Source organism: Terrabacter sp. NPDC000476 (genome assembly GCF_040300125.1).
Lineage (GTDB): Bacteria > Actinomycetota > Actinomycetes > Actinomycetales > Dermatophilaceae > Terrabacter.
In genome coordinates this window covers 228,903-254,793 of sequence record NZ_JBEPDF010000002.1, presented here as the reverse complement: position 1 = coordinate 254,793, position 25,891 = coordinate 228,903, and the positions used below count along the sequence as shown (strand labels likewise).

27 protein-coding genes are annotated in these 25,891 nt (G+C 73.4%); 18 read left to right on the top strand and 9 right to left on the bottom strand.

Annotation, left to right across the window (positions count from 1 at the left end; all coding sequences use genetic code 11):
• Positions 1-102 precede the first annotated feature (102 nt).
• The 4 genes from ABT295_RS13625 (at position 103) to ABT295_RS13610 (ending at position 4,557) form a co-directional block, all read left to right on the top strand.
• Positions 103-1,161, top strand: a complete 1,059-nt coding sequence (locus ABT295_RS13625; protein WP_352394943.1) for a LacI family DNA-binding transcriptional regulator — start codon at positions 103-105, stop codon at positions 1,159-1,161.
• 1 nt (position 1,162) lies between these two features.
• Positions 1,163-2,422 (top strand): sugar ABC transporter substrate-binding protein, encoded by a 1,260-nt coding sequence (locus ABT295_RS13620; protein ID WP_352394942.1) that lies wholly within the window; start codon positions 1,163-1,165, stop codon positions 2,420-2,422.
• A 165-nt stretch (positions 2,423-2,587) separates the two neighbouring features.
• Positions 2,588-3,700 carry a carbohydrate ABC transporter permease gene (locus ABT295_RS13615; RefSeq protein WP_352394941.1) on the top strand — a complete coding sequence of 371 codons (1,113 nt, stop codon included), beginning with the start codon at positions 2,588-2,590 and terminating at the stop codon, positions 3,698-3,700.
• Positions 3,697-4,557: a carbohydrate ABC transporter permease gene (locus ABT295_RS13610; RefSeq protein WP_352394940.1), complete on the top strand. Its 861-nt coding sequence runs from the start codon at positions 3,697-3,699 to the stop codon at positions 4,555-4,557. Before ABT295_RS13615 ends, ABT295_RS13610 begins: the two co-directional genes overlap by 4 nt.
• A gap of 1 nt (position 4,558) precedes the next feature.
• Here the strand turns inward: ABT295_RS13610 and ABT295_RS13605 are convergent, their stop codons facing one another.
• On the bottom strand, positions 4,559-5,290 hold the full coding sequence (locus ABT295_RS13605) for a sulfite exporter TauE/SafE family protein (protein WP_352394939.1): 732 nt from the start codon (positions 5,288-5,290) through the stop codon (positions 4,559-4,561).
• A 61-nt stretch (positions 5,291-5,351) separates the two neighbouring features.
• Here ABT295_RS13605 and ABT295_RS13600 point away from each other — a divergent pair, with 61 nt between their 5' ends.
• From ABT295_RS13600 to ABT295_RS13575, 6 genes are all read left to right on the top strand, one after another.
• Entirely contained in the window at positions 5,352-6,719 is a 1,368-nt protein-coding gene (locus ABT295_RS13600) for a dihydrolipoyl dehydrogenase family protein (RefSeq protein WP_352394938.1), read from the top strand.
• 99 nt (positions 6,720-6,818) lie between these two features.
• A complete protein-coding gene (locus ABT295_RS13595) occupies positions 6,819-7,676 on the top strand; it encodes an HAD family hydrolase (RefSeq protein WP_352394937.1) in 858 nt (285 codons plus the stop codon).
• Positions 7,677-7,779: 103 nt separating this feature from the next.
• Positions 7,780-8,220, top strand: a complete 441-nt coding sequence (locus tag ABT295_RS13590; protein ID WP_352394936.1) for a YciI family protein — start codon at positions 7,780-7,782, stop codon at positions 8,218-8,220.
• 118 nt (positions 8,221-8,338) lie between these two features.
• Positions 8,339-9,601 carry an RNA polymerase sigma factor gene (locus tag ABT295_RS13585; RefSeq protein ID WP_352395399.1) on the top strand — a complete coding sequence of 421 codons (1,263 nt, stop codon included), beginning with the start codon at positions 8,339-8,341 and terminating at the stop codon, positions 9,599-9,601.
• 85 nt (positions 9,602-9,686) lie between these two features.
• The gene (locus ABT295_RS13580; protein WP_352394935.1) at positions 9,687-10,520 is read left to right on the top strand and encodes a uracil-DNA glycosylase family protein; all 834 of its coding nucleotides are present in this window, start codon (positions 9,687-9,689) and stop codon (positions 10,518-10,520) included.
• Positions 10,505-11,890 carry an amidohydrolase family protein gene (locus tag ABT295_RS13575; protein ID WP_352394934.1) on the top strand — a complete coding sequence of 462 codons (1,386 nt, stop codon included), beginning with the start codon at positions 10,505-10,507 and terminating at the stop codon, positions 11,888-11,890. Before ABT295_RS13580 ends, ABT295_RS13575 begins: the two co-directional genes overlap by 16 nt.
• 2 nt (positions 11,891-11,892) lie before the next feature.
• Here the strand turns inward: ABT295_RS13575 and ABT295_RS13570 are convergent, their stop codons facing one another.
• The gene (locus ABT295_RS13570; RefSeq protein ID WP_352394933.1) at positions 11,893-12,348 is read right to left on the bottom strand and encodes a winged helix-turn-helix transcriptional regulator; all 456 of its coding nucleotides are present in this window, start codon (positions 12,346-12,348) and stop codon (positions 11,893-11,895) included.
• 132 nt (positions 12,349-12,480) lie between these two features.
• On the opposite strand from ABT295_RS13570, the gene ABT295_RS13565 reads away from it, so the two are divergent.
• The 3 genes from ABT295_RS13565 (at position 12,481) to ABT295_RS13555 (ending at position 13,909) form a co-directional block, all read left to right on the top strand.
• Complete coding sequence (locus ABT295_RS13565; protein WP_352394932.1) at positions 12,481-12,861, top strand: TIGR03618 family F420-dependent PPOX class oxidoreductase; 381 nt, start codon at positions 12,481-12,483, stop codon at positions 12,859-12,861.
• Positions 12,862-12,866: 5 nt separating this feature from the next.
• Complete coding sequence (locus ABT295_RS13560) at positions 12,867-13,205, top strand: hypothetical protein (RefSeq protein ID WP_352395398.1); 339 nt, start codon at positions 12,867-12,869, stop codon at positions 13,203-13,205.
• An 80-nt stretch (positions 13,206-13,285) separates the two neighbouring features.
• A complete protein-coding gene (locus ABT295_RS13555) occupies positions 13,286-13,909 on the top strand; it encodes a hypothetical protein (protein WP_352394931.1) in 624 nt (207 codons plus the stop codon).
• Between the two features lie 99 nt (positions 13,910-14,008).
• Here the strand turns inward: ABT295_RS13555 and ABT295_RS13550 are convergent, their stop codons facing one another.
• The 6 genes from ABT295_RS13550 to ABT295_RS13525 form a co-directional block, all read right to left on the bottom strand.
• A complete protein-coding gene (locus ABT295_RS13550; RefSeq protein ID WP_352394930.1) occupies positions 14,009-15,067 on the bottom strand; it encodes a TerC family protein in 1,059 nt (352 codons plus the stop codon).
• Between the two features lie 189 nt (positions 15,068-15,256).
• On the bottom strand, positions 15,257-15,949 hold the full coding sequence (locus ABT295_RS13545; protein ID WP_352394929.1) for an NADPH-dependent F420 reductase: 693 nt from the start codon (positions 15,947-15,949) through the stop codon (positions 15,257-15,259).
• 177 nt (positions 15,950-16,126) lie between these two features.
• Positions 16,127-17,557 (bottom strand): sensor histidine kinase, encoded by a 1,431-nt coding sequence (locus ABT295_RS13540; RefSeq protein ID WP_352394928.1) that lies wholly within the window; start codon positions 17,555-17,557, stop codon positions 16,127-16,129.
• Positions 17,554-18,360: a response regulator transcription factor gene (locus ABT295_RS13535; RefSeq protein ID WP_352394927.1), complete on the bottom strand. Its 807-nt coding sequence runs from the start codon at positions 18,358-18,360 to the stop codon at positions 17,554-17,556. Before ABT295_RS13535 ends, ABT295_RS13540 begins: the two co-directional genes overlap by 4 nt.
• Before the next feature lie 34 nt (positions 18,361-18,394).
• A complete protein-coding gene (locus ABT295_RS13530) occupies positions 18,395-18,937 on the bottom strand; it encodes a DedA family protein (protein WP_352394926.1) in 543 nt (180 codons plus the stop codon).
• A 49-nt stretch (positions 18,938-18,986) separates the two neighbouring features.
• A complete protein-coding gene (locus ABT295_RS13525; protein WP_352394925.1) occupies positions 18,987-19,547 on the bottom strand; it encodes an isochorismatase family protein in 561 nt (186 codons plus the stop codon).
• Between the two features lie 98 nt (positions 19,548-19,645).
• Between ABT295_RS13525 and ABT295_RS13520 the strand changes: the two genes are divergently transcribed.
• The 5 genes from ABT295_RS13520 (at position 19,646) to ABT295_RS13500 (ending at position 24,026) form a co-directional block, all read left to right on the top strand.
• On the top strand, positions 19,646-20,461 hold the full coding sequence (locus tag ABT295_RS13520) for an AraC family transcriptional regulator (protein WP_352394924.1): 816 nt from the start codon (positions 19,646-19,648) through the stop codon (positions 20,459-20,461).
• Positions 20,462-20,623: 162 nt separating this feature from the next.
• Positions 20,624-21,052 carry a DUF2000 family protein gene (locus tag ABT295_RS13515; protein WP_352394923.1) on the top strand — a complete coding sequence of 143 codons (429 nt, stop codon included), beginning with the start codon at positions 20,624-20,626 and terminating at the stop codon, positions 21,050-21,052.
• Between the two features lie 28 nt (positions 21,053-21,080).
• Positions 21,081-21,938 carry a TrmH family RNA methyltransferase gene (locus ABT295_RS13510; protein ID WP_352394922.1) on the top strand — a complete coding sequence of 286 codons (858 nt, stop codon included), beginning with the start codon at positions 21,081-21,083 and terminating at the stop codon, positions 21,936-21,938.
• A gap of 173 nt (positions 21,939-22,111) precedes the next feature.
• Complete coding sequence (locus ABT295_RS13505; protein ID WP_345507916.1) at positions 22,112-22,747, top strand: VOC family protein; 636 nt, start codon at positions 22,112-22,114, stop codon at positions 22,745-22,747.
• Between the two features lie 199 nt (positions 22,748-22,946).
• Complete coding sequence (locus tag ABT295_RS13500; RefSeq protein ID WP_352394921.1) at positions 22,947-24,026, top strand: helix-turn-helix domain-containing protein; 1,080 nt, start codon at positions 22,947-22,949, stop codon at positions 24,024-24,026.
• 94 nt (positions 24,027-24,120) lie between these two features.
• On the opposite strand, the gene ABT295_RS13495 is transcribed toward ABT295_RS13500, so the two are convergent.
• The gene (locus ABT295_RS13495) at positions 24,121-25,776 is read right to left on the bottom strand and encodes an alpha/beta hydrolase (protein WP_352394920.1); all 1,656 of its coding nucleotides are present in this window, start codon (positions 25,774-25,776) and stop codon (positions 24,121-24,123) included.
• Positions 25,777-25,891 lie beyond the last annotated feature (115 nt).

The window sequence follows — 25,891 nt, the reverse complement described above, 5'->3', positions numbered from 1 at the left end:
CCCTCTTGACACCCCTGCCGCGAGGACTGAGTATGCGGTGAGGGATATGAACGTTCAAATGTCTGGGTTAGAACGTTCCACTCCGAGAGGACGGCGTCAAGGGTGACATCGAGTTCTGCGGCCAGGAGGCGTGCGACGATCAACGACGTCGCACGCGCTGCCTCGGTCTCGCGCCAGACGGTGAGCAACGTCGTCAACGCCCCCGAGCGGGTCGCGCCCGACACCCTCGCCCGCGTGCAGGCCCAGATCGAGCTGCTCGGCTACCAGCCGAGCCGCGCCGCGCAGACCCTCAAGCAGGAGCGCGCCGGAGCGTGGGGCATCGAGCTCAACTCCGCCGGGTTCGGCCGCCTCGGCGCCATCCTCGACACCTTCCTCATCGAGCTGACGACCGGTGCGGCGAGCCACGGCTCGCACGTCGTCCCGTTCACGGCATCCGACCCGCTCGACCCGATCCCCGCCTACGAGCGGTTCGTCGCGAGCCGCGTGGCCGACGGCTTCGTGCTCACCGACACCCGCACCTCCGACCCGCGCCCGGCCTGGCTCGACGCCCACCACGTGCCGTATGCCGCCTTCGGCCGCGTGTGGGACGACCCGGGCGTCACGTCGTGGGTCGACGTCGACGGCGCCGCCGGCATCGACGCCGCCGTGCGCCACCTCGCGGAGCAGGGCTACGAGCGCATCGGCTACCTCGGCTGGCCCGAGGGTTCGCCCGTCGGCGACGACCGGCGGTCCGGCTGGGCGCGCGCGACGGCCGACCTCGGACTGGCCCACCCCGAGTGGCAGGCGACGACACCCCAGGTGATCGACGCCGCCTCGTCGGCGGCCGCAGGCCTCATCGACGCCGTCGGCACGGGCGGCGCGCTCGTCTGCGCCTCCGACGCCCTCGCGCTCGGCGCGTGGCGCGTCCTCGTCGAGCGCGGCCTCGAACCGGGCGTCGACGTCGGGCTCGTCGGGTTCGACGACACGGACATCGCCGAGGCCCTCGACCTCAGCAGCCTCCACCAACCCCTCGACCAGGTCGCCGAGCGCGTGCTGCACGTGCTCGGCACCCGTGCCGACTCCCGCGACCCCGCGGTGGGTGGCCTCCTGCTCGACCCCGAGCTGGTCATCAGGTCCAGCTCGAAACCTGCGGGCGACCGCACGAAACGGAAAGAGAAGTGACATGAGTGCACGTACCACGCGTGGTGCAGCCGCCCTCGCTCTGGCCGCCACCGGCGCGCTCGTCCTGAGCGCCTGCGGCGGGGGTGGCTTCGACAACGGGTCGAACAGCGCCCCGCAGGAGACGGCCAAGGGTCCGGTCAAGCTGACGATCATGATCGGCAGCTCCGGCGACGCCGAGACGAACGCCGTCAAGGCCGCGGCCGACGCCTGGGCGAAGAAGTCCGGCAACACCGTCGAGGTCATCGCCGCCGCGGACCTCGGCCAGCAGCTCGGCCAGGCGTTCGCGTCCACCACGCCGCCTGACCTCTTCTACACGGACGCGTCCAAGGTCGGCACGTTCGCCAAGGCGGGCAACCTCTACGCCTACGGCGACCAGGTCAAGGACGCCGGCTTCCTGCCCGCCCTCGTCAAGACCTTCACCTACGACGACAAGTTCTACTGCGCGCCCAAGGACTACTCGACGCTCGCGCTCGTCATCAACACCGACCTCTGGACGAAGGCCGGGCTGACCGACGCCGACGTGCCCAAGGACTGGGCCGGCCTCGAGGCGGTCGCGAAGAAGCTGACGTCGGGCAAGGTGACCGGCCTCGTCATCGGCAACGACATCAACCGCAGCGGCGCCTTCATCAAGCAGGCCGGCGGCTGGATCGTCTCCGAGGACGGCACGGCCATGACGGCCACGAGCGCGCCGGCCAAGGAGGGCCTGGCCGAGGTGCAGAAGCTGATGAAGGAGGGCGTGCTCAAGTTCAGCACCGACACGTCCCCCGCCACCGGGTGGGGCGGTGAGGCGCTCGGCAAGGGCGTCGGCGCGATGACGATCGAGGGCAACTGGATCAGCGGCGCGAAGAAGGACTTCCCGAACCTCAAGTACAAGGTCGTCGAGCTGCCCGAGGGCCCGGCCGGCAAGGGCACCCTGCTCTTCAGCAACTGCTGGGGCATCGCCGCCAAGTCGCCGAACCACGCCCAGGCGGTCGACCTCGTGAAGTCGCTGATCACGACCGACCAGCAGATGGCCTTCGCCGACGCGTTCGGCGTCATGCCGTCGACGGAGGAGGGCGCCAAGGCGTTCGCCGCGAAGTTCCCGGACTCGGCGGCCTTCGTCGCCGGTGGGCAGTACGCCCAGGGCCCGGTCAACCTGCCCGGCTTCGACGAGGTCATGGCCAAGTTCAACTCGCAGCTGGCCACGCTCAGCAAGGGCGGCGACCCGAATGCCTGGCTCGAGGAGCTGCAGAAGAACGGCACCGCGGCGCTCGCGGGCTGATCCCTCGGGTGGCGCCCTGGTGGCGTCCGAGTGGCGTCCGCCGGCCCGTACCGGCGGACGCCACCCCACGGCCGCCACCTGACGGACCCGACCTGCACCCGCCCGCACGACCCCGATAACCCACGAACCGACGACCGACGAACCGACCCGCACGAGGAGCATCCAATGGCGCGCACCGACGAGCGTCCGGTGACCGAGCACGTCGCCGCCACCCCGGCCCCCTCGCGGGCCGGGGGCGGCATCCGGGGACGGGAGGGCATCGCGGGCTGGATCTTCATCGCGCCGATGATCGTCATCATCGGCCTCTTCCTCATCATCCCGATAGGGATGGCGCTCTGGGTCAGCTTCACCAACTGGCAGGGCAACACCAACCCGTTCGCGGTCGGCCAGGGCACCGACGTCGTCGGCCTGAAGAACTACACCGACCTCTTCGCGCGGGACGGCCTCACCCGCGACAACTTCATGCAGTCGATCGGCAACACCTTCTACTACGTGCTGCTCGTCGTGCCGCTGCAGACGGTGCTCGCGCTGGGGCTCGCGCTGCTCGTCAACAGCACGATGCTCAAGGGGCGCAGCTTCTTCCGCACCGCGTTCTACTTCCCGTCGGTGACGAGCTCGATCGCGATCGCGACCGTCTTCCTCTTCCTCTTCTCCAACACCGGGGCGGTCAACGCCTTCCTCGGCTTCTTCGGCATCGACGGCCCGCAGTGGTTCAGCGACAGCCGTGGCCTCCTGCACCTGGCCTTCAACGCGGTCGGTGTCGACAACCCCGGCTGGGCGCAGGGCGAGATCCTCGGCCGCAGCATCTGGGACTGGCTCTCCGGGCCGTCCGTCGCGATGTTCGTCATCATCTTCCTCGTCATCTGGACGACGTCCGGCACCTTCATGCTGATGTTCATCGCGGCCCTGCAGGACCTGCCCGTCGAGATCGACGAGGCCGCCGCCCTCGACGGCACGTCGCGCTGGCAGAAGCTGCGGCACGTGACGCTGCCGATGATCAAGCCGGCGCTCTTCCTCGTCATCACCCTCGGCCTCATCGGCACGTGGCAGGTGTTCGACCAGATCTACGTCATGGGCAAGGGCGCGCCCGCGGGCACCACCCTGAGCCCGGCGTTCCTCTCCTACCAGCAGAGCTTCGGCAACTTCCGCTACGGCTCCGGTGCAGCCATGGCCTTCGTCGTCTTCCTCATCATCGTCGTCCTCACCCGCATCCAGCGCTACGTCCTGACGGACAAGGACGAACGCAAGCCGCTCCTCCGACGTGGAGGTCGCTCGTGAACGCCCGCAGGTCCAACCCGGTCAAGACGATCGTGCTCTACGCGGCGCTGCTCGCCTTCGCGGTGCTCTTCATCTACCCCTTCCTCATCCAGATCTCGACGTCGTTCAAGACCGACCCGGATGCCGCGAACAACCCCCTCTCGCTCGTGCCCAACCCGGCGACCCTGCAGGTGTGGCAGCGCATCTTCGGCCAGACGGGCGACTCGTCGGTGCCGGTGACGACGTGGGTGCAGAACTCGGTGCTCGTCACCGTCGTCGTGACGGCCGGGCGGGTGTTCTTCGACTCCCTCGCGGGCTACGCGCTCTCGCGGCTGCAGTTCCGTGGCCGCAAGGCGGTCTTCGGCGGGCTGCTGGCCGTCATGGCGGTGCCGGGGGTGGCCCTGCTCATCCCGAAGTTCCTCATGGTCAACTACCTCGGCATCTACGACACCTACACCGCGATGATCCTGCCGCTCATCGTCGACGCCGCCGGCGTCTTCATCATGAAGCAGTTCTTCGACTCGGTGCCGGTCTCGATCGAGGAGGCCGCCCGGCTCGACGGCGCGAGCATCTTCCGCACCTTCTGGTCGGTCGTGCTGCCGATGGCCAAGCCCGCCCTCATCACGCTGACGATCCTGTCGTTCCAGGGGTCGTGGAACGAGTTCTCGCACTTCCTCGTCGTGACCCGGGGCACCCCCGAGCACCAGACCCTCGTCACCGGTCTCGCGAGCCTGACGAGCGGCCAGCTCGGCGCGGGCACGCAGTACCCGCTCAAGCTCGGCACCGCGCTGCTGACCACGATCCCCGTCGCGCTCCTCTTCTTCGCGCTCCAGCGCTACTTCATCCGTGGCGCGAACGAGGGCGGCGTCAAGGGCTGACTCAGCGCACGACGAGGGCCAGCGCCGACACGACCGTCGCGGCGAGCACCGCCTGGTCGAAGCGCGCCTGGCTCAGCCGGCGCGCGGTGTGCAACCCCACCCAGGCGCCGAGCAGCACGACGGGCGCGAGCAGCACGGTGCGCCAGACGGTCTCGCCCGCGAAGAGTCCGAGTCCCGCGCTGAAGGGCAGCTTGCAGAGGTTGACCCCGAAGAAGAAGAGCGCGCTCGTGCCGAGGAAGCGGCGTTTCTCCACGCCCTGCGCGACGAGGTAGAGCGTCATGACGGGCCCGGCGGCGTTGGCCGTCATGGTCGCGAGTCCCGCGGCCGCCCCCGTGGCGACCGCCGCGGCCCGCGACGACCCCAGCCGCCTCGGCACCGGGGCGCGAGCGAGCACGAGCTGCAGGACCGCGAGGACGAGCAGCAGGCCGCCGATCGCGCGGCGCAGCGTCTGGTCGTCGACCCGGGCCAGGACGACCGCACCGAGCGCGAGACCGGGGAGCACGGCCGGGATGAGCCGAGCGAGCAGGGCCCGGTCGGCGTGGTGCCGGTAGTGCCACACCGCGACGACGTCGCCGACGAGCAGCAGGAGCAGGATGGCCGCCGTCGACTCCTTCGTGGGCAGCACGAGGGCGAAGACGGCGACGGCGATGCTGCCGACACCGCCGATGGCCGTCTTCGCGAAGCCGATGAGCAGCGCCGCGAGCCCGAGCAGCACGAGCGACGTCACGGTCATGGAAGCGCAGCGTAGGCCCCCGGCCCTTCCGCGCAGGCGCCGCGCAGGTCAGGCTGTGCGCATGGCTACCGACAACGACCACACCTTCGACGTCATCGTGATCGGCCTCGGGCCGGGAGGGGAGCACGTCGCCGGCAGGCTCGCCGAGCGCGGGCTGCGGGTTCTCGGCGTCGACCGCCGCCTCGTCGGGGGCGAGTGCCCGTACTGGGGCTGCATCCCCTCGAAGATGATGATCCGCGCGGCCGACGCGCTCGCGGAGGCCCGCCGCGTCGACGGCCTCGCCGGGACGGTCGAGGAGGTCACGCCCGACTGGTCGCTCGTCGCGAAGCGGATCCGCGAGGAGGCCACCGACGACTGGGACGACCAGGTGGCCGTCGACCGGCTCACCGGTACGGGCGCGACGTTCGTGCGCGGCACCGGTCGCATCGCCGGCCCGGGACGGGTGGACGTCGACGGCACGGCCTACACGGCCACCCGAGGCATCGTCGTCAACACGGGCACCACCGCGGCGGTCCCGCCGGTCGAGGGGCTGGCCGACACCCCCTACTGGACCAACCACGAGATCATCGAGACCGCCGAGCTGCCCTCCAGCCTCATCGTGCTCGGCGGCGGAGCCATCGGGTGCGAGCTGAGCCAGGTCATGGCCCGCTTCGGCGTCGACGTGACGGTCGTCGAGGCGGCCGACCGCATCCTCGCCCTCGAGGAGCCGGAGGCGTCCGAGAAGCTCGCCGCCGCGCTCGAGGCCGACGGCGTCACGGTGCGTGCGGGCGTCGGCGCGCAGCGGGTGGCCCACGACGGCTCGGTCTTCACCGTCACCCTCGCCGACGGCTCGACACTCACGGCGGAGAGGCTGCTCGTGGCCGCGGGCCGGCGGGCCGACCCCGCCGGCGTCGGCCTCGACACCGTGGGGGTGGCCCGCGACGCCCGCACCGCACCGGTCGACGAGCGCTGCCGTGTCACCGGCGGCGTCTGGGCGGTGGGCGACATCACCGGCAAGGGGGCCTTCACCCACGTCTCGATGTACCAGGCCGGCGTCGTCATCCGCGACGTGCTCGGCGAGGACGGTCCGCCGGCCGACTACGACGCCCTCCCGCGCGTCACGTTCACCGATCCCGAGGTCGGCGCCGTCGGCCTGACGGAGGCACAGGCGCGGGATCGCTTCGCGAACGTCCAGGTGGGGCTCACCCCGCTCGGCGAGACGACCCGCGGCTGGATCGCCGGCGCCGACGGGCTCATCAAGGTCGTCGCGGACGCCGACCGGGGGGTCCTCGTCGGGGCCACGACGATGGGTCCGGCCGGCGGTGAGGTGCTCGGCGCGCTCGCGGTGGCCGTCCACGGCGAGGTCCCCGTCGACCGGCTCCGATCGATGATCTACGCCTACCCCACCTTCCACCGCGGCATCGAGGACGCTCTCGGCCGACTCGCCTGACACGACGCGCAGGTGACGCCCCGGCGACGGGTCGGTGGCGGGGGGCGACGACGCCCCGGCGCCGCCGGACGACACCGGGGCGGACGATACGGTGAGCGCATGGCCCAGCGACTGCTCGCCCTCGACCTCGACGGAACGACCCTCAACCACATGGGTGAGCTCTCCGACCGCGTCCGCGAGGCCGTGGTGGCCCTGCCCGACGACGTCGCCGTCGTCGTCGCGACGGGCCGCTCGATCATCGCGACGATGCCGGTCCTCGAGGCGCTCGGGCTGCGGGAGGGCTACGCCATCTGCTCGAACGGCGCCCTCACCCTGCAGCTCGACCACACACGACCCGAGGGCTACGCGATCATCGACATGGTCACCTTCGACCCGCGCGCGGTGCTCGAGAAGATGCGGGGAGCCCTGCCCGACGCGCTGATCGCCGTCGAGGAGCCCGGCGTCGGCTTCAAGGTCAGCAAGCACTTCCCCGACGGTGAGCTGATGGGCCGGTCGCGCGAGGTCGAGTGGGACGAGCTCGTCGCCAACCCCGTCACGCGCGTCACCCTCCGCCAGCCCGAGGCCACGGCCGAGGAGTTCATGGAGCTCGTCGAGCGCGCCGGCCTGCACGGGGTGTCGTATGCCGTCGGCTGGTCCGCGTGGCTCGACATCAACCCCGAGGGGGTGTCCAAGGCGAGCGCCCTCGAGCTCGTGCGCCGCCAGCTGCGCGTCGAGCCGATCCACACGGTCGCCTGCGGCGACCAGCGCAACGACCTCGAGATGCTGCACTGGGCCGCGTGGGGCGTCGCCATGGGCAACGCGCCCGACGGCGTCAAGGCGGTCGCCGACGAGGTCACCGGCCACGTCGACGAGGACGGCCTCGTGCCGATCCTCGAGGGCGTCGCGCAGGCCGCGCGCGACGGCGTGCCCTTCCGCGAGGGCGTCGAGTCCGCCGCCGTCGCCCGCCTCGAGCTCTGAGCCGCCCGATCGTCCCGGGACGGGTGTCGAGAACGGGCGCTCCCGTTCGACGAAGGGGTGGGGCGGGCGCCACCGCCCGCACCGACACCACGAGGAGGGCACCATGCGCTTCATGATCATCGTCCCCGGCAGCCCCGAGACCGAGGACGGCGTCACCGGCACCGAGCAGCAGTTCGCCGACATGCATGCCTACAACGAGGAGATGTTCAAGGCCGGCGTCTTCGTCGACGGACAGGGCCTGCACCCGACCTCGAAGGGCGCGCGCCTCACCTACGACGACGGCGAGTGGACCGTCACCGACGGGCCGTTCGCGGAGGCGAAGGAGCTCATCGCAGGCTTCACGATCATCGACGTCAGCTCGCGGGAGGAGGCGATCGAGTGGCTGCGCAGGTGGCCGGCCTCCTGTGCGCCGGAGCCGGGTCAGGCCCTCGAGCTGCGCCAGGTCTTCGCGGCCGAGGACTTCGGTGACGAGTACACCCCGGAGCTGCGGGCCCGCGAGGAGAGGATGCGCGCCGAAGCCGCGCGCAACGCCGCCGGCGGCTGACCCCGCTGCTCGACCACGGCGACCGCTCCCGCCGTGCCAGAGTGTCCGGGTGCCACCGACCACCGGACCGCAGACCGCCACGCCCGACGTGCAGCGCACGCTCGAGGCGGTCTGGCGCATGGAGGCCGCCAAGGTGACGGCGGTCGTGGCCCGCGTCGTCGGCGACGTCGGCCTCGCCGAGGACCTCGCCCAGGACGCGTTCGTGCAGGCGCTCGAGCAGTGGCCGCGTGACGGCATCCCGACGAAGCCGGGTGCCTGGCTCACGGCCACGGCGCGGCGCCGGGCCGTCGACCGCATCCGGCGCGACGTCAACCTCGCGGCCAAGCTCCAACAGCTCGGGCACCTCGAGGAGCTGCGCGTGGCCGAGCTCGCCGAGGGCGACTTCGACGCGGCGCTCGCGGACGTCGACGACGACGTGCTGGGCCTCGTCTTCGCCGCCTGCCACCCGGCCCTGACCGCCCAGGCGCGGATCTGCCTGACGTTGAGGATGATCGGCGGACTGACGACCCGCGAGATCGCGCGCGCGTTCCTCACGACCGAGTCGACGGTCGCGCAGCGCATCTCGCGGGCGAAGAAGACCCTGAGCCAGGACGGCGTCACCGTCGAGGTCCCCTCGGGCGCCGAGCTCGCGTCCCGCCTCGCGTCGGTGCTCGAGGTCGTCTATCTCGTCTTCAACGAGGGGTATGCCGCCACCACCGGGCGGGACTGGGTGCGGGGCGACCTCATGGAGGAGGCGGTCCGGCTCGGTCGCGTGCTCGCGGCCCTCGCCCCCGCGGAGCCGGAGGTGCACGGTCTGCTCGCCTTGATGGAGATCCAGGCCTCGCGGACCCGCGCCCGCATCGGCCGCGGCGGCGAGCCGGTGCTCCTTCTCGAGCAGGACCGCTCGCTCTGGGACCAGGCGCTGATCCGGCACGCCCTGTCCGCGCTGGACCGGGCCGTCGCGCTGCTCGAGGCCGCGCGCAGCCCTGCCGGGCCCTACGTCCTGCAGGCCGCGATCGCCTCGTGCCACGCACGGGCGCGCACCGCCGACGCCACCGACTGGGCGAGGATCGCCGGGCTCTACGCGCAGCTCGGGGCCCTGCGTCCCTCGCCGGTCGTCGAGCTCAACCGGGCCGTCGCGCTCTCCTACGCCGAGGGACCCGAGGCCGCGCTCGAGGTCGTCGACGCCCTCGCCGCCGCCGGCGAGCTGTCGGACTACCACCTCCTGCCGAGCGTGCGCGGCGACCTGCTCGAGCGCCTCGGTCGCGACGAGCAGGCGCGGGCCGAGTTCGCGCGCGCCGCCTCGATGGCGCAGAACGACGTCGAGAAGGCGCTGCTGCTGCGACGTGCCGGCGGCACGACCGGCGCAGACGGGCCGACCGGAACGCCGGCGTCGGGCTGAGCGAAGCGCCGACGGTCGGCACGTATCAGGACTACCGTCGAGACACCCTGCACTGACGTCGGTTCCGATCGGGTGGAGGTCCGTCATGGCCGTGGTGCACCAGAGCTGTCCGGGCTATGTCGCCGAGCCCTTCGCCTCGCTCGTCGCCGAGCATCCCGGCGAGGACGTCTACCCGCAGGCCGACTTCCGCACGGAGTGGGGGCCGATCTTCCACCGCGGCCGCCTCGACGGCAGCGCCCGCGTCCTCGTGCTCGGTCAGGACCCCGCGACGCACGAGTCCGTCTCGCGGCGCATCCTCGTCGGTGAGGCCGGCCAGCGCGTGCAGGGGCTGCTCGCGAAGATGGGGATCGACACGGCATACGTGATGGTCAACGTCTACCTCTACAGCGTGTTCGGCCAGGCGGCGGGCAGCCGGCACGTCACCGACGAGGCGATCACCGCCTACCGCAACCGCTGGCTCGACGCGCTGCTCGTCGGCACCGACGTGACGGCCGTCCTCGCCCTCGGTGACCTCGCGGCGAAGGCGTACGCCGCCTGGGCGCCCACGCGCGCCGCGACGTCGTCGGCCCTCCACCTCGCCGCGATCCGGCACCCGACGTATGCCGAGGGTTCGGCCCGCGCGTCGGGGAAGCCGCTCGCCGAGACGACCGCCGCCCAGCTGGCGAACTGGAACGCGCACCTCGACGCGTTGGCGGCGCACGTGCAGCCCGAGGGCCCGACCGACCTCACGCCGTACGCCGCGACGTGGGGACCCGCCGACCTCGTCGGCATCCCGGAGGGCGACCTCCCGCCCGGGGCCCCGGCGTGGTGGCGGGGCGTCGACGCGTGGGCGGCCCGCAGCGGCGCCGACGCGCAGACCAAGCGCGCGACGATCACCGTCACCGTGCCCCGGGGAGCGCGGTCGTGGCCGCCGCTCTGAGCGGGGCGTCCCCCTCCCGCGGACCGTTCGCGCGGGCCTACCGCCGCGGCATCCCCGACGAGCTGCCCGAGCCGGCCCGTCGCCCCCGCGCCCTGCCGCCCGCGCCGTTCGCGCTGCACGGCGCGGTCGTCACGCCGGACGGCGCCTGGTCGAGCGGCTACGTCACCGTCGCGAACGGGCTCGTCGACCGGGTGTCGAAGCGGCGCCCCGGCGACGTCGCGGTGCTCGAGACCGACGGCGTCATCCTGCCGGGGCTGCTCGACCTGCACGGCCACCCCGAGTTCAACGTGTTCGCCGCGTGGGAGCCGCCGAAGCTCTACGCCAACCGCTACGCGTGGCGCCGGTCCGCGCCCTACCGGGCGCTCGTGCGCGACCCGCAGAACCTCCTGCTGACGCAGGTGCCGCCGAGGACCCAGACCCGCTACGCCGAGGTGCGAGCGCTCGTCGGCGGCGTCACCGGCATCCAGGGCGCGTCGGGGGCGAGCAGCGCCACGTCGGAGCCGCTCGTGCGCAACCTCGACCAGTGGGCGTTCGGGTCGCACCGCGCGCGGGCCATGATCGACCTGCCGTCCGGCTCGTTCGGGCTGCCGACCTATGAGCGCATCAAGGACCGGATCACGGCCGGGGAGGTCGACGCGTTCTACCTGCACCTCTCCGAGGGGCGGCGGGGCGACGAGGTGAGCGCCAAGGAGTTCCGGCACTTCCTCGACCTCGGGGCCGCCACCCCGGCGACGAACATCATCCACGGGAGCGCGCTCGGCGTCGACGACCTGCACACCGTCGCCGAGGCCGGCTGTCGGCTCGTGTGGTCGCCGCAGTCCAACCTGCGTCTCTACGGCGAGACGACGCTCGCCGGCGAGGCGCTCGCGGCGGGCATGCCGGTCGCGCTCGGCGCCGACTGGCTGCCCTCCGGCTCGACGAGCCTGCTCGCCGAGCTGAAGGTGGCCCGCCGGGAGCTCGCGCGGCAGGGCCACCCGGTGGCGGCGGCAGACCTCGTCGCCATGGTGACGTCGGTCGCCGCGCGCGTGGCCGGGCTCGCCGACCACCTCGGTGCGCTCGCCCCGGGGCGGCCCGCCGACCTGCTCGTGCTCGAGCGCCACCATGCCGACCCCTACGAGAGCGTCTGCCTCGCCGACCCGTCGTGGGTCGAGCTCGTCTGCATCGGCGGCGACGTCACCTACGGCCGGGCGGACTGGTTCGACCGCCTCTCGGGGCAGGCGACGGGCACGACGATCGAGGACCTCCTCGCGTGGGGCAGGCCGATGCGCCTCGACACGGGCTTCCAGGGCGGGGGCGACGTGCCGTCGCTGTCGACGGTGCGGTCACTGCTGACCGCGGCGTACCCCGCCGTCGGCCCGATCTTCGCCTGACGTCACCCGGCCGCGGCGCCGGGGCCGGGCAGGACGTCGACGTCGTCGGCGTGCATCGGCTCACCGCACCGGCTGCACCGCGGCTCGACGGTCGCGACCTCGCCGCAGGCGTGGTGGCGGTAGAGCACCGGTGGGCCGGCCTCGCCCGCCAGCCACCGGTCGCCCCACCGCGCCATGACCATCAGCATCTCGACGAGCTCCGTGCCCTTCTCGGTGAGGCGGTACTCGAACCGCGGCCGGGCGTCGTAGGCGTGCCGCTCGAAGACACCCTGCTGGACGAGGTGGTTCAGCCGCTCGGTCAGCACCTTGCGCGAGATGCCGAGGTCGGCCTGGATCTGCTCGAAGCGGCTGCGCCCCACCCACACGTCGCGCAGGACGAGCGGCGACCACGGCTCGCCGATGACGTCGAGGGTGCGGGCGATGGAGCACGCCATGTCGGCGAACTGGGTGCGTTGCATGCCACGAGCATAGCTTTTGGGGTTCCCTCAGGGAACGTGGTCCGCTACCGTGATGGGGTCTCCTCAAGGAACTGTGGGGACCCGGAAGGCGTGAGCGCCTACCGGTCGACCCGCTCGGAGAAGAGGACCGCCATGCTCGACCACGACGTCCGCACCGCCCTCGACGGCACCCCGATCGCCCACCTCGCCACGACGCTCCCCGACGGTTCGCCGCACTCGGTGCCGCTCTGGGTCGGCACGGTCGGCGACCGGGTCGCCTTCCTCACCGGCCCCGGGTCGCGCAAGGCGCGCAACCTGCGCCGCGACCCCCGGGTGGCCATCTCGCTGACGCCCGTCGGCGAGCCGTTCACCCCCGTCGTGCTGCGCGGCCGCGTCGTCGAGTGGGTCGACGGTGAGCCGGGGTGGGCCCTCGTCGACGCCATCGCGACGAAGTACACGGGTGGCCCCTACGGGCGCGCCCACGAGCGGGTCGTCGCGCTCGTCGAGGTCGAGCACCAGACGGTGGGGATGTGAGCCCGATGACCCCGGACGTGACCGACGAGCAGATCCGCGCCCTCGCCGCGACGGCGCGTCCCTTCAGCCTCGCCGTGCTGCGGTGGGCGCCGGGCCGGGGGCAGGACGGCGCCGACGCCGTCGAGCTCGAGCACCAGCGCCGGATGGTGGGGCTGCGCACGAGCGGCACCATCGCGGTCCTCTGCCCCGTGCTGTCCGACGACGTCGCGGGCGTCGCCGTCATGACGGTCGACCCCGAGGGCGCCCGCACCCTGATGGCCGACGACCCGTGCGTGCGGGCCGGGATGATGACGGTCGAGGTGCTGCCCTGCGTCGGGTTCCCGGGCGACGCCCTGCCCGGCTAGCAGCGCCGGGTGCCGCGCCCCGAACACGATCCGAACACGATGCGCACCCCGGCTTCACGTGGGGGCGCGAGCCTCGGGTCATGACCACCGACACCCGCCGGCCCACCGGCCTCCTGCGCACCTCCACCGCCCTCACCGGGGCCGCCCTGCTCCTCGGCAGCCTCACCCTCGGCGCCTGTTCCTCGACCGACGCCTCCGCGGTCGCCCGGCCCGGGCCGGCCCAGGCCCAGCCGGCCGCCGTGGACGGCGACACCGTCGACCTCGTCGCGGCAGCCGTCGGCATCCCCGCGGCCGACGGCGCGACGGGGAGCGCCACGACCAAGGCGGACCGCAAGGGGCTCCGGGCCCGGCTGCTCCGTGCCCTGCACGCCACCTGGGTGACCCGCGGCGGCAAGGCCGGTCCCGTCACCCACCAGGCCGTGCGGGGCGAGGTCACGGCGGTCAGCGCCACGGCGATCACCGTGCGCGCCAAGGACGGCTTCTCGCTGACGTATGCCGTCGGCGCGGACACGAAGGTGCGTGAGCGCCCGCAGGCGAAGGGCCAGGGCAAGGCGTCCGCCTCGACGATGTCGGCCGTGCGGGTCGGCGCCAAGGCGCTCGTCACCGGCATCGGCGCGACGAAGCCCACCGCCCGCGTCGTCGTGTTCAGGGACGCGCCGGCGGCGGCATCCGGCAGCACCCCGACGCCGAGCGCGACGAGCTGAGCCAGCGGCTCGTCCGTCCGTGGCGTGGCACGGCGAGTGCCCGGCCCCCGTCGGGAGCCGGGCACTCGTGCGGTGCGGCGGTGGTGCGGGGCGCCCTGCTCAGGCGCGCGGCACCGACTGCTCGTCCGAGGCGTCCGAGGCACCGGAACCCTCGACGACCTCGGCGGCCTCGGCCTTCCGGTTGGCGAGCAGGCTCGTCAGGGTGACGACGACGAGGATGCCGATGATGACGCCGAGCGAGAGCAGGGTCGGGATCTCGGGGACGCCCGGCCACACGCCGTGGGCCCAGTGGAGGACGAGCTTGACGCCGATGAAGGCGAGGATGAGCGAGAGGCCGTGGCCCAGGTGCACGAGCTTGGCCAGGGCGCCCTCGAGCACGAAGTAGAGCGCGCGCAGGCCGAGCAGGGCGAAGGCGTTCGTCGCGAAGACGAGGTAGGGGTCGCCGGTGATGCCGTAGACGGCGGGCACCGAGTCGATGGCGAAGACGATGTCGGTGCCCAGGATCGCGACGGCGACGAGGGCGAGCGGCGTGAGGGCGCGCTTGCCGTCCTTGCGGACCGTGAGGTTCGTGCCCTCGTAGGTGTCGGTGACCGGGTAGAAGCGGCGGATCAGCTTGACGCTGCGCAGCTGGTCGACGTCGATGCTGTGGTCGGTGTGCGACAGGGCGTCACGGCCGACCTTGACCGCGGTGGCGAGCAGGATCGCGCCGAAGAGCAGGAAGGTCCAGGCGAAGCTCGCGATCATCTGCGCGCCGAGAGCGATGAAGATGCCGCGGAGCACGAGCGCGCCGCCGACGCCGATGAGCAGCACGCGCTGGCGCAGCTCACGAGGCACGGCGAAGGCCGAGAGCAGGATGATGAAGACGAAGAGGTTGTCGACCGAGAGCGACTTCTCGACGAGGTAGCCGGTGTAGTACTCGACGCCCTGCTGGGAGCCGTACTGCCACCACAGCCAGCCGCCGAAGACGACCGGGATGGCGATGTAGAAGGCCGACCAGCCGATCGCCTCGCGCATGCTCGGGTCGTGCGGGCGACGGGTGATGAGGAAGTCGATGACGAAGAGGGCGGCGACACCGGCGATCGTCGCGATCCACAGCGTCGGCGAGCCGATCGACTCGGTGGGCGGCGCCGGGGTGGCGGCGTACAGGGCAGTGAGCATGGGTCTCCTCAGAACGTGGTGTCTGAGGTCTCCTTCACCGACTGCCGTCGGCCGCGAACCGGGGTGGTCGTCGGACCACCGTACTGACCGGAGCGCGCGAGGAAGTACTCCCCTCGTTGCCAATTGTAGGTGCAGTCCGTCGGCGGCTCAACCGCGCTGTCGAGGGTCGGGCAGCCGACGGGTGACCCGTCAGGCCTGGCGCGTGGCCGAGGCGGCGAGAGCGGCCAGCTCGTCGCTGCCGACCCGCCGGGCACCGGCCGTCCAGTCGGCGGCGTCGGCGGCGTAGGGCGTGCCGTAGGTCGGCTGGCCCGGCTGGGTGCGCCAGCCCTCGGCGAGCGGGCCGAGGTCGAGGGCGTCGTAGCCGAGCGCGTCGAGCGCGCGGCGCACCGCCCCCTTGGCCTCGGGGTCGTCGCCGGCCACGGCGAGGGCGCTCCGCTCGTCCGAGCCGGCATCGAGGCCGGGCCGGGCCAGGTCGAGCAGGTGCTGGAAGAAGATGTGGTTGAAGGCCTTGACGACGCGCGCCTGCGGCAGGTGCGCCTGCAGCAGCTCGGAGCTCGTGGTGGAGCCGTCGTCGAGCGCCTCGAGCTGGCCGTCGCGCTCCGGGTAGTAGTTCATCGTGTCGACGACCACGGCGCCGGCCAGCGCGTCGACGGGCACGTCGCGGTAGGCCTTGAGCGGGATCGTCACGACGACCAGGTCGCCGGCCGCAGCCGCCTCGACCGGCGTCGCCGCCCGGGCGCGCGGACCGAGCTCCGCGACGAGGTCGGCGAGGGTCTCGGGCCCCCGGCTGTTGCTCAGCACGACGTCGTGGCCGGCCGCGATCGCGAGCCGGGCGACGGTGCTGCCGATGTGTCCGCTGCCGATGAAGCCCCAGGTGGTCATGCCCGGTGCAACGAGCGCGCCGGGCGGCCCATTCCGTCGGCGAGGGACGGTGCTGCGGATGGTGCTGCGTGCGGTGGGGTGATCACCCCGTCGGCCGCAGCACCAACCGCAGCACCAACCGCAGCGCCCATAGGTGTGCCGCGGGCCGTCGTCGCCGTTGCCGCCGCCGTGGGCCGGTCAGCGGCCGGCTCGCCGGGGCAGGCGCAGGGTGAAGCGGGCTCCGCCCTCGGCGGCGTGCCCGGCCTCGACGCTCCCGCCGAGCATCTGCGCGAGCCGCCCGACGATGGCCAGCCCCAGGCCCGTGCCGACGGGCCGCAACCCGCGGTAGCGCTCGTGCAGCACCGACGGCTCGAAGGCGACGGCGAGGTCGTCGTCGGTCAGGCCGGGCCCGCCGTCGCGCACCTCGACGACGACCTCGCCGGCGACGAGGCCCCCGGCAGAGGCCGACTCGGCGCCCTGGGCGGCGGAGCCCGACTCCTCGCGGACCTCGACGACGATCGGCCGGCCCGACGGCGTGATGCGCAGGGCGTTCTCGAGCAGCCCGTCGACGAGCTGGCGCACGCGCGCCGGGTCGGTGACCGCCCACGCCTCGGCCACGGCCGGGACGAGCGTGAAGGGCACCCCGACGGCTGCGCACCGGCGCGACCAGACCGCCTCGACCTCCCGCCCGAGGGCCACGAGGTCGGTGCGCTCCGGGGTGAGGCCGGGGCGCTCGGCGCCGAGCCGGGCGAGGTCGAGCAGGTCGCCGACGAGCCGCTCGAGCCGCTTGGCCTCGCCGAGCACGACGCCACCGACCCGGGCGGTCTCCTCGGCTGGCACGACCCCGCTCGCGAGCGACTCGGCGTAGCCGCTGATGCCGGTGAGCGGCGTGCGCAGGTCGTGCGACACGGAGAGGAGGAAGTCGCGCTGGCGGCCCTCCGACCGCGACAGCGAGCTCGAGAGGGAGTTGAGGGCGCTCGCCACCTCGGCGACCTCGTCGGGGCCCTCGACGGGCACCCGGACGTCGCGCTGCCCGGCGGCGAGGGCGTGCGCGGCGTCGGCGGTGCGACGCAGCGGCCGGGAGAGGCGCCGGGCCACCGCGACGCTGACGAGCACGGCGACGGCGGTGGCGAGGGCCAGGGCGAGCAGCACGCGGCGCACGAGCCGGTCGGAGTCGGCCGTCGCGTCGGAGCGGCGCTGGACCAGGACGATGCCGCCGGCGTCGGTGGGCCGCCCCTCGACGAGCACCGGGGTGCCGCCGAGCTCGTCGGCCGCGGACACCGTGCCGCCCGCGAGCAGGACGTCGCGCCTCGCCGGCGTCAGGGCCGCGCGCGCGAGCGGGCTCGTCGACGTCACGGCCCCGCGTCGCGCGACGCTGGCGGACTCGATGCCGAGGGCCCCCAGCGTGCGCACCGCCCGGTTCTGCGACACCCGGGCGGTCGTCACCCCGGCGTCGGCGCGCTCGGCGGCGGCGTCGGCGATGCGCGCGAGGGTGCTGCGCGCGGCGTCGTCGACCGAGGTCCGGGTCAGCCCGACGGCGAGCAGCCCCGCCAGCAGGGCCGTCAGCACGGCCACCCCGACCCCCAGCACGACGACCCGTCGCGACAACGACCCCCGGGAGACGGTCACGGTGGCGGCCCGCCGAGGTCGCGCGGGGCCGCGAGGGGGGCGTCGCGCGGCGCCCGCTCGGCGGCATACCCGACCGAGCGCACGGTGCGGATCGGGCTCGCGGGCCCCAGCTTCGCGCGCACCTGCGCGACGTGGACGTCGACGGTGCGCGCGCCGGCGGTCGCGGCATACCCCCACACGTCGCTGAGCAGCTGCTCACGCGTGAAGACGACGCCGGGGCGGCGCAGCAGGTGCGCGAGCAGGTCGAACTCCGTCGCGGTGAGGGCGATCTCGCGACCGTCGACGCTCACCTCGTGACGGGTCAGGTCGACGCTGAGCCCACCGGCACGCAGCACCTCGGGGCCGGAGACGTCGCCGCGGGTGCGGCGCAGCACCCCGCCGAGCCGGGCCACCAGCTCCCGCGGGGAGAAGGGCTTGGTGATGTAGTCGTCGGCGCCGAGCTCGAGGCCGACGATGCGGTCGACCTCGTCGTCGCGTGCGGTGACGAAGAGGACGGGGGTCCAGTCGCCGCGCCCACGGAGGCGGCGGCACACCTCGATGCCGTCGAGCACGGGCAGGCCGATGTCGAGCACGACGGCGCTCGGGCGCAGGTCACGGGTCGCCTCGAGCGCGCTCGCGCCGTCACCGACCACCTCGACGCCGTAGCCGGCCGCCCGGAGGTTGAGCCGCAGCACGTCGGCGATCGCCGGCTCGTCCTCGACGACGAGCACGAGGCCGCGGCCGCGCCCGGGGTCCGGCGCGGGGCCGGAGGCGGGGGTGGCGGCGCTCCCGTGGTCGGGGCCGGCCGTGGGCGCGGGGGACACGTTCGCAGCGTAGTGAGCGCGGGCGGCGTCCTCGTCACACCCGTGTTCGGGTCGTGTCAGGACGTCGGGCGACCGAGCGAGGACGCCGGGTGCCCGCCGGAGGGGGCAGGCCGCTTGCCGGGGCGGAACGACGGCGGCGTCGGGCGACGAGCGCGGCGACGGTCGCGGCCACGACGAGCCCGGCGACGGCGACGCCCCACCACGACCCGGCCTCCGCGGCGAGCCAGGCCTGCACCACGGCGAGCCCGACGGTCGCGTAGAGCACGGCCCAGAGCGCCGAGCCGACGACGGCCGCCGGCACGTACCAGCGCAGCGACATCCGCATCACGCCCGCCGTGAGGTGCACGGCCGTCTGGATGCCGACGGTGAGGTAGGAGAGCGTCACCGCGACGGGTCCGAGGCGGGTCAGCAGCGTCTCGGCCCGCGCGCTCGGCCCGCCGTGCGCTCCCCGGTAGCGGCCCCACCCGGCGACGGCGCCGCGGCCGACCCAGTAGGTGCCGTTCGAGCGCACCATGGCAGCCGCGAAGAGGGCGAGGAACGCCTGCCAGAACGGCAACGCGGCCAGGGCGTCGAGCATGCTCCCAGCCTAGGCGTCGCCCCTCCGTGCGCGCCCGGCGGCCGGGTCCTCAGCGGGGCCCGAAGTCGACGTCGGCGGCGGGCACGACGTCACCCGTGCGGCCGGGGGCCTCGGACCACGACCAGTACGTGTTGGTGTGGGCGATGACCTGCTCGGGGGAGACCGGCACGCCCCACTCCCGGAGGTCCTCGGTGGTGTGGGCGTCGCCGACGAGCGTCGCGTCGTAGCCGCGGACGAGCGCGCCGTGCAGGGTCGAGCGGATGCAGGCGTCGGTCTGAGCGCCCGTGACGACGAGCCGGCCCACCTGCCGCTCGGCGAGCCGCGCCTCGAGGTCGGTGTCCTCGAAGGAGTCGCCGTAGCGCTTGTGCACCACGGGCTCGGACTCCTCGCGGGGCAGCTCGGCCACGTATTGCCAGCCCTCGGAGTCGACCGGCATGTTCTCGTCGGAGTGCTGCACCCACACGACGGGCACCTGCTCCGCGCGTGCCCGGTCGACGAGCGCGCGGATCCGCCCGACGACGCCGTCGCGGTCCCAGGCCTGCGCCACGACCTGGTTCTGCACGTCGACGACGAGCAGCGCGGTGTTGGGCCGGCCTTCGAGGGTCGTCATCGTCCTCGCACCTCCGGGTCTCGCCGGCGGGTCCTGCGTGCCGGTCCCACGTCCTGTCCCACCGAACGTACGCCTGCCCGCGGGGTTACGGTGCCGGGATGGAGGTGCCGATCGACCGGACCTCGTCGTGGCGCCCGGCGGTGGCCGGTGTCGCCGAGGTCTTCCACGCCGCGTGGCACGACCACGCCTACCCGGCGCACACCCACGACACGTGGACGCTGCTCGTCGTCGACGACGGCGTCATCGGCTACGACCTCGACCGCCACGACCACACGGCCGTGCGCTCGGGCGTGACGCTCCTGCCGCCCCACGTCGTCCACGACGGCCGGGCCCTGACCGCCGGCGGGTTCCGCAAGCGCGTCGTCTACCTCGAGGAGCAGGTGCTGGCGCCCGAGCTCGTCGGTCGCGCCGTCGACGCCCCCCTCGTGCCGGATGCCGCGCTGCGCCTCGCCGTGTCGCGCCTCGACCGCGCCCTCGAGGCACGCGACGACCTCGAGGCCGAGTCGCGCCTGGCCCTCGTCGTCGAACGGCTCACCGCCCACCTCACCGCCGGGAACGACCCGCCCCCGCCCCGGCGGGACCACCGAGGTCGACCGGGCCGTGGCGTGGCCACCCTCGCGCGCGAGCGCTTCGACGCCGACCCGGTCGGCACGCCGGGCATCACCGCAGTGGCGGCCTCGCTCGGGGTCACGACCCCGCACCTCGTGCGCTCGTTCGTGGCGGCATACGGCATCGCGCCGCACCAGTACGTCGTGGGGCGCCGGCTCGACCTCGCCCGCCGGCGGCTGCGCGACGGGGCACCTGCCGCGATGGTGGCGACGGAGGCGGGGTTCTACGACCAGGCACACCTGACCCGGCACTTCCGCCGCTTCCTCGGCACGACCCCGGGCCGCTACCAGCGAAGCGCCCGCTGACGCCCCCTTGCCGCAACACACCGAGAAGGATGCAACGCACCGGGATCCGATCCCGGTGGGTTGCGACTTCCTCGGTGTGTTGCCGGGGGAGGCGTGGGCGTGGCGGGCGGGGGATCAACGGCGTACAAGACGGCGGCCCTCGCGCCCGCCGAGGATCGGGGCATGGACGACCTGCTCACCCCGCCCTTCGACACCAAGATCGCGGTGCTCGTCCGCGACGACCTCGAGCCCTGGCAGCGGCTCAACGTCACGGCCTTCCTCGTCAGCGGCGTCACGGCCGCGCACCCCGAGCTCGTCGGGCAGCCGTATGCCGACGCCGACGGACACGCCTACCTGCCCCTCCTCGGCATGCCCGTGCTCGTCTTCGAGGGTGACGCGACGACGGTGCGCACCGCCCACGAGCGCGCGCTGCGCCGCGGCACGGCGCTCGCGGTCTACACCCGCGAGATGTTCGCCACCGGGCACGACGCCAACAACCGCGCCGCCGTCGCCGCCGTGCCCGCAGCCGACCTCGACCTCGTCGGCCTCGCCCTGCACGCCCCGAAGAACGCCGTCGACCGCATCCTCAAGGGCGCGCGCCTGCACCCGTGACGGCGGTGGGTGGGATGCTGGCCCTGCCATGACGAACCCCACGCACCCCGCCCGCGAGCTGACGATCACCTCGGCGGCCAACCCGCGCCTCAAGGCCCTGCTCGGGCTGCGCCGCCGCCGCACGCGCGAGGAGACCGGCCACACCCTCGTCGAGGGCTACGAGGAGATCGACCTCGCCCTGGGCGTCGGGGTGCGGCCCCGCGCGGTCTTCGTCTGCGAGGAGCTCTTCAGCCCGGCCGGCCGGGCCGGGTCGCAGGACATCGGGCAGCAGGACGACCTGCTCGCCCGGCTGCGGGCCGAGCGGGTCGAGGTGGTGCACCTGAGCCGCGGCGCGTTCGATAAGGTCAGCTACCGCGAGGGTCCCGACGGACTGCTCGCCGTCGTCGACCGGGTCGGGGTCGCGCTCGCCGACCTGCCGGCCCCGGGCCCGAGCCACCTCACCCTGCTCAGCCAGGGGGTCGAGAAGCCCGGCAACCTCGGCGCCATGCTGCGCACCGCCGACGCGGCCGGGGTCGACGCCGTCGTCGCGGCCGACCCGGTCACCGACTGGGGCAACCCCAACGTCGTCCGGGCGAGCAAGGGCACCGTCTTCGCCGTGCCGGCCGCCAGCGCCACGACGGCCGAGGTGCTCGACTGGCTGCGAGCGCACGAGATCAGCCTCGTCGTCACGACCCCGGAGACCGACCTGCTCCACACCGACGTCGACCTGACCGGCCGCGTCGCGATCGCCGTCGGGAGCGAGAAGCACGGCGCCGACCGCGTGCTGCTGGAGGCCGCCACGCACCGGGTGCGCATCCCCATGGCGGGAGCCGCGAACAGCCTCAACGTCGCCGCGTCCGCCGCCATCGTGCTCTACGAGGCGGTGCGCCAGCGCGGGGTCCGCTGACCCGGACCCCGTCCCGTCGGACCCCGGGCGGCGGCGCACGGCCCTCGCGACAGGCGGCCGACGGCATACCTGATGACGCTCAGGTTGCGGGCGTGTGACGGTTGTGGCGAGCGCTAGCGGGTAGGGGCGGGGGTGGTCAAGAGCACCCCCGCGCGTGTGTCACGATGTTCTGTATGCGAGTTGACCACGTCTCCTATGCAGCAGAGGCCGGTGGCCTGAAGGCCACGGCCGCCCGGCTGTCCGAGCTCATCGGCGTCGCGCCGGTCGACGGCGGGGTGCACCCCCGTTTCGGCACGCGCAACGTGATCTTCCCCCTGGCGAAGGATCACTACCTCGAGGTCGTCGAGGTGCTGGACCACCCGGCCTCCGACAAGGCCCCCTTCGGCCAGGCGGTCCGCGCGGCGTCCGAGGCCGGCGGCGGCTGGCTCGGCTGGGTCGTCGCCGTCGACGACATCCACAGCGTCGAGGAGCGCCTCGGCCGCGAGTCGGTCCCGGGCAACCGGCACCGCCCCGACGGCACCGAGCTCAAGTGGCGCCAGCTGGGGATCAAGGGCCTGATGGCCGACCCCCAGGTGCCCTACTTCATCGCGTGGGACGACATGACGGTCCACCCCTCCGCGGGCGCCGACACGGCCGTCTCGATCGACAACCTCCAGATCGCCGGTGACCCCAAGCGCGTGCGCGAGTGGCTCGGCCCGGAGGACACCTTCGACAAGGGCGGCATCGACTTCACCTTCGTCGCCCCGCACGGCACGCCCGGCCTGCTGTCGGTCACCTTCGACACCCCGGCCGGCAAGGTCACCATCTGACCGACCCCTCGACTCGCACCGCGACGGCGGTCACCCCTCCCCGGGGTGGCCGCCGTCTCGTCGTCCGGGTCCGTATGCCGGGTGGGCGCCTGACGCTGCCGGCGCCGTGCCGTTGCGGTCGGGGACGCGGTCAGGCACCGTGGTCGCACACCCGCGGAGCTCGCGTCCGTGGCGTCCGGGACGGGGTCGGGAGGGGCGGATGGACGAGGCGCACGACGACGTCGTGGTGAGCGGCGTGACGCCCGGGGACGCGGGCACGCACGTCGTGGCAGGGGACGACGGGTCGACCGAGCCGCTCGTCGCGGGGCACCCGGCCCGGGCCCCGCTGCCGCCCGAGGCAGCGCTCGTGTACGCGCGGCTGCTCGAGCGCGCACCGGTCGACGCGAAGGTGCTGCTGGGCTCCTTCGACGACCCGGCCGACGCAGCGCGATGGCTCCGCCACTTCGAGGAGCTCGGCCACGTGCGGTGCGGCGCCGACGGCCGGCTGCACGTGGCACCCCCTCGCACGGCGTTGGCCGGGTGGGTCACCCCGCGCGAGCTGGAGGTGGACGCCGCTCGCCGCACCTTCGACAGCGTCGCCGCGCTCTACGCCGAGCACCATGCGGCCCGAACGGGTTTCGTGGAGCTCGTGGAGGGGCGGGAGGCCACCCGGAAGGTCTTCTACACCCTGCTCGCCTCGGCGCGTGACGAGGTGCGGGGGCTCGACCGCGGGCCGTACCCTGAGGACGTCGACGGCGAGCCTCCCGAGGTCGAGGTGGCAGGCCTCGATCGTGGCGTGCGCTACAGCGTCGTCTACGACACCGGGGTGCTGCAGACCCGAGTCGGCATGCTGAGCGTCGGGTCGAGCATCGCCGCTGGTGAGTCGGCGCGGGTCTTCCCGGGGGTCCCGGTGCGGATGATGCTGTGCGACCGGGACCGCGGCATCGTGGCGCTGCCCCGCCGCGGGGGCGACGAGTTCGACGCCCTCGTCGTGTATCCGTCGACGCTGCTCGACGCCCTGTCCGACCTCTTCGAGATGTTCTGGCGCCTCGGCGTTCCCCTGCAGGACCTGGGCACGGGTGACGGCCTTCACGGCCTGGATGCCACGCACGAGCCGACTCGGGAGACGCAGCACCTGCTCGCGCTCCTCACGGCCGGGCTGGCGGACGAGGTCGTGGCGCGAGAGCTCGGCATCAGCGAACGCACCGTGCAACGCCGGATCCGTCGGTTGCAGGACCTCTTGGGGGCGAACACCCGTTTCCAGCTGGGGGTCCAAGCCGCTCGGCGCGACTGGCTGTAGCGGGCGGGTGCCACCACGGCACCGGGCAGCGCTCTGCTCCACGGACGACGACGCCCCGCCCGAGAGGGTCGAGGCGTCGTCGCGCGGGCTGGCGTCACTGCGGGATGGGCTGGCCCGTCACGGGGTCGATGACCTGTCCGCTGAGCATGTCGCGGACGAAGCGGTTGATCTGGCGCTGCTCACGGCTCATCGCCTTGAGACGCAGCGTACCGCGAGGCCCCATCGTGCCGGCGACGTCGTAGGTCTGCTGCTCGCCCGGCAGCGGCACGGCTCCGCACACGGTGTACCTGTGGTCGGGCAGGATGCCGGTGAGGAAGTAGCGCTGGACGGGGTCGTCGACGCACGTCGTGCCGTACGGGAACACGCCGTGCGACCCCTCGTTGTCGACGCTGATCATGTGCGCGCCGGGCAGGTGTCGGGACGACGCGAGGGCACCTTCGTAGGCGGTCGCGACGTCGAGCTCGGCCTGCGCGATCATCACCTTCGGGAAGGTGCGAGCGTCGACCCGCGGCATCCGGTTGGTCGTCGGCCAGGCGGCGCAGGTCGGGGTGTAGCCGAGCCACGTCACCAGCGGCCCGTAGAAGGGCGCGGTCCGGTTGATGCGCTTCTCCTCCTCGAGCCAGAACCGCGCGCTCTGGTTCCATTGTCCGTCCTGGCAGCGGATGAGCTCGAACAACATGTCGGCCTGTTCCGTCGTCACGCCGGTGGCGGACACCCGCCCGAGGGCACGATCCAGCGGTGAGCGCGCCAGCCGGTCCAGCGCCACGAGGGCGTTGTCGCGCCCCTGTTCCCAACGGGACCTCTCGTCTGCGGTGAGCGTGCCGTCGCGGAGCTGTCGGGCGACGATGCCGCGGATCGCGGCTGCCACGACCTCCCGCGACGGTGAGCTGCCGAGCTCCTCCCCGGCTTGCACGACGGCGGCGACGACGGTGGCGGCCGTCGGGTACTCGGTCGTGTCGTACATCGCGGGAAGGATGAAGATGGCGGACATCACGCTGCCGAGCACGCCTCTGGTCCCGCCCGCGGTCTCCCACCGCTTGCGCACGGCGACCGGGTCGGTCCCGAGGTGGTAGGCGTCGTCGTGGCGCGCGACGTAGGCCATCAGCTGCTCCTGGAACGCGCGCTCACGGCTCATGGGCTGCAGGTCCCAGGTGTGCTGCAGGGAGCGAGTCGACACGTCGGTGGCCGAGTCCAGCAGCATCCGGTGGACCCGACGGGGGAAGGTCGCGGCGTACCACGTGCCGAGCCACGTCCCGTACGAGTATCCGATGAAGCTGGTGCGCTGCTCGCCGAGCAGGACCCGGATGAAGTCCATGTCGTAGGCGGTCTGCTCGGTGGTCATGAACTGGGTGTCCGGGGACCTGCGGCACCCGTCCGCGAAGACCTTCGCGACCTCCCACTGCGAGGTGGGGGGCCGCGCGTCGTCGACGGTGATGGTGCAGGGGGTGTGGCTGCTCTGCCCGACGCCGCGCGGGTCGAAGCCGATGAAGTCGTACCTCTTGGCCAGCTCCGGTGCACGGAGGGCCATCGCGGCCCCCCACGGAAGTCCCTCGCCACCCGGTCCGCCGGGGTTGACGAGTGCGATGCCCTGGCGTCCGGGGCCCGGCTCCGCCGTGCGGGTCTTGGAGATGCGCACGTCGAACGTCTTGCCGTTCCTCGGGTGGTGCCAGTCGCGTGGGACCTTGATGGTCGCGCAGGCCAGACCCGGCGTGGCGAGCAGCAGGTCGAGGGTCGCCTGACCCGAGGTCACGCTCGGGAACTCGCAGGTCTCCCATCGGATGCGTTGGTGGACCAGGGGTCCGGCCAGCCGGGCCGTGTCGGGTTCGGGCGCCACCTGGTGCGTCGTGTGACCGGGCGCCGCGGCC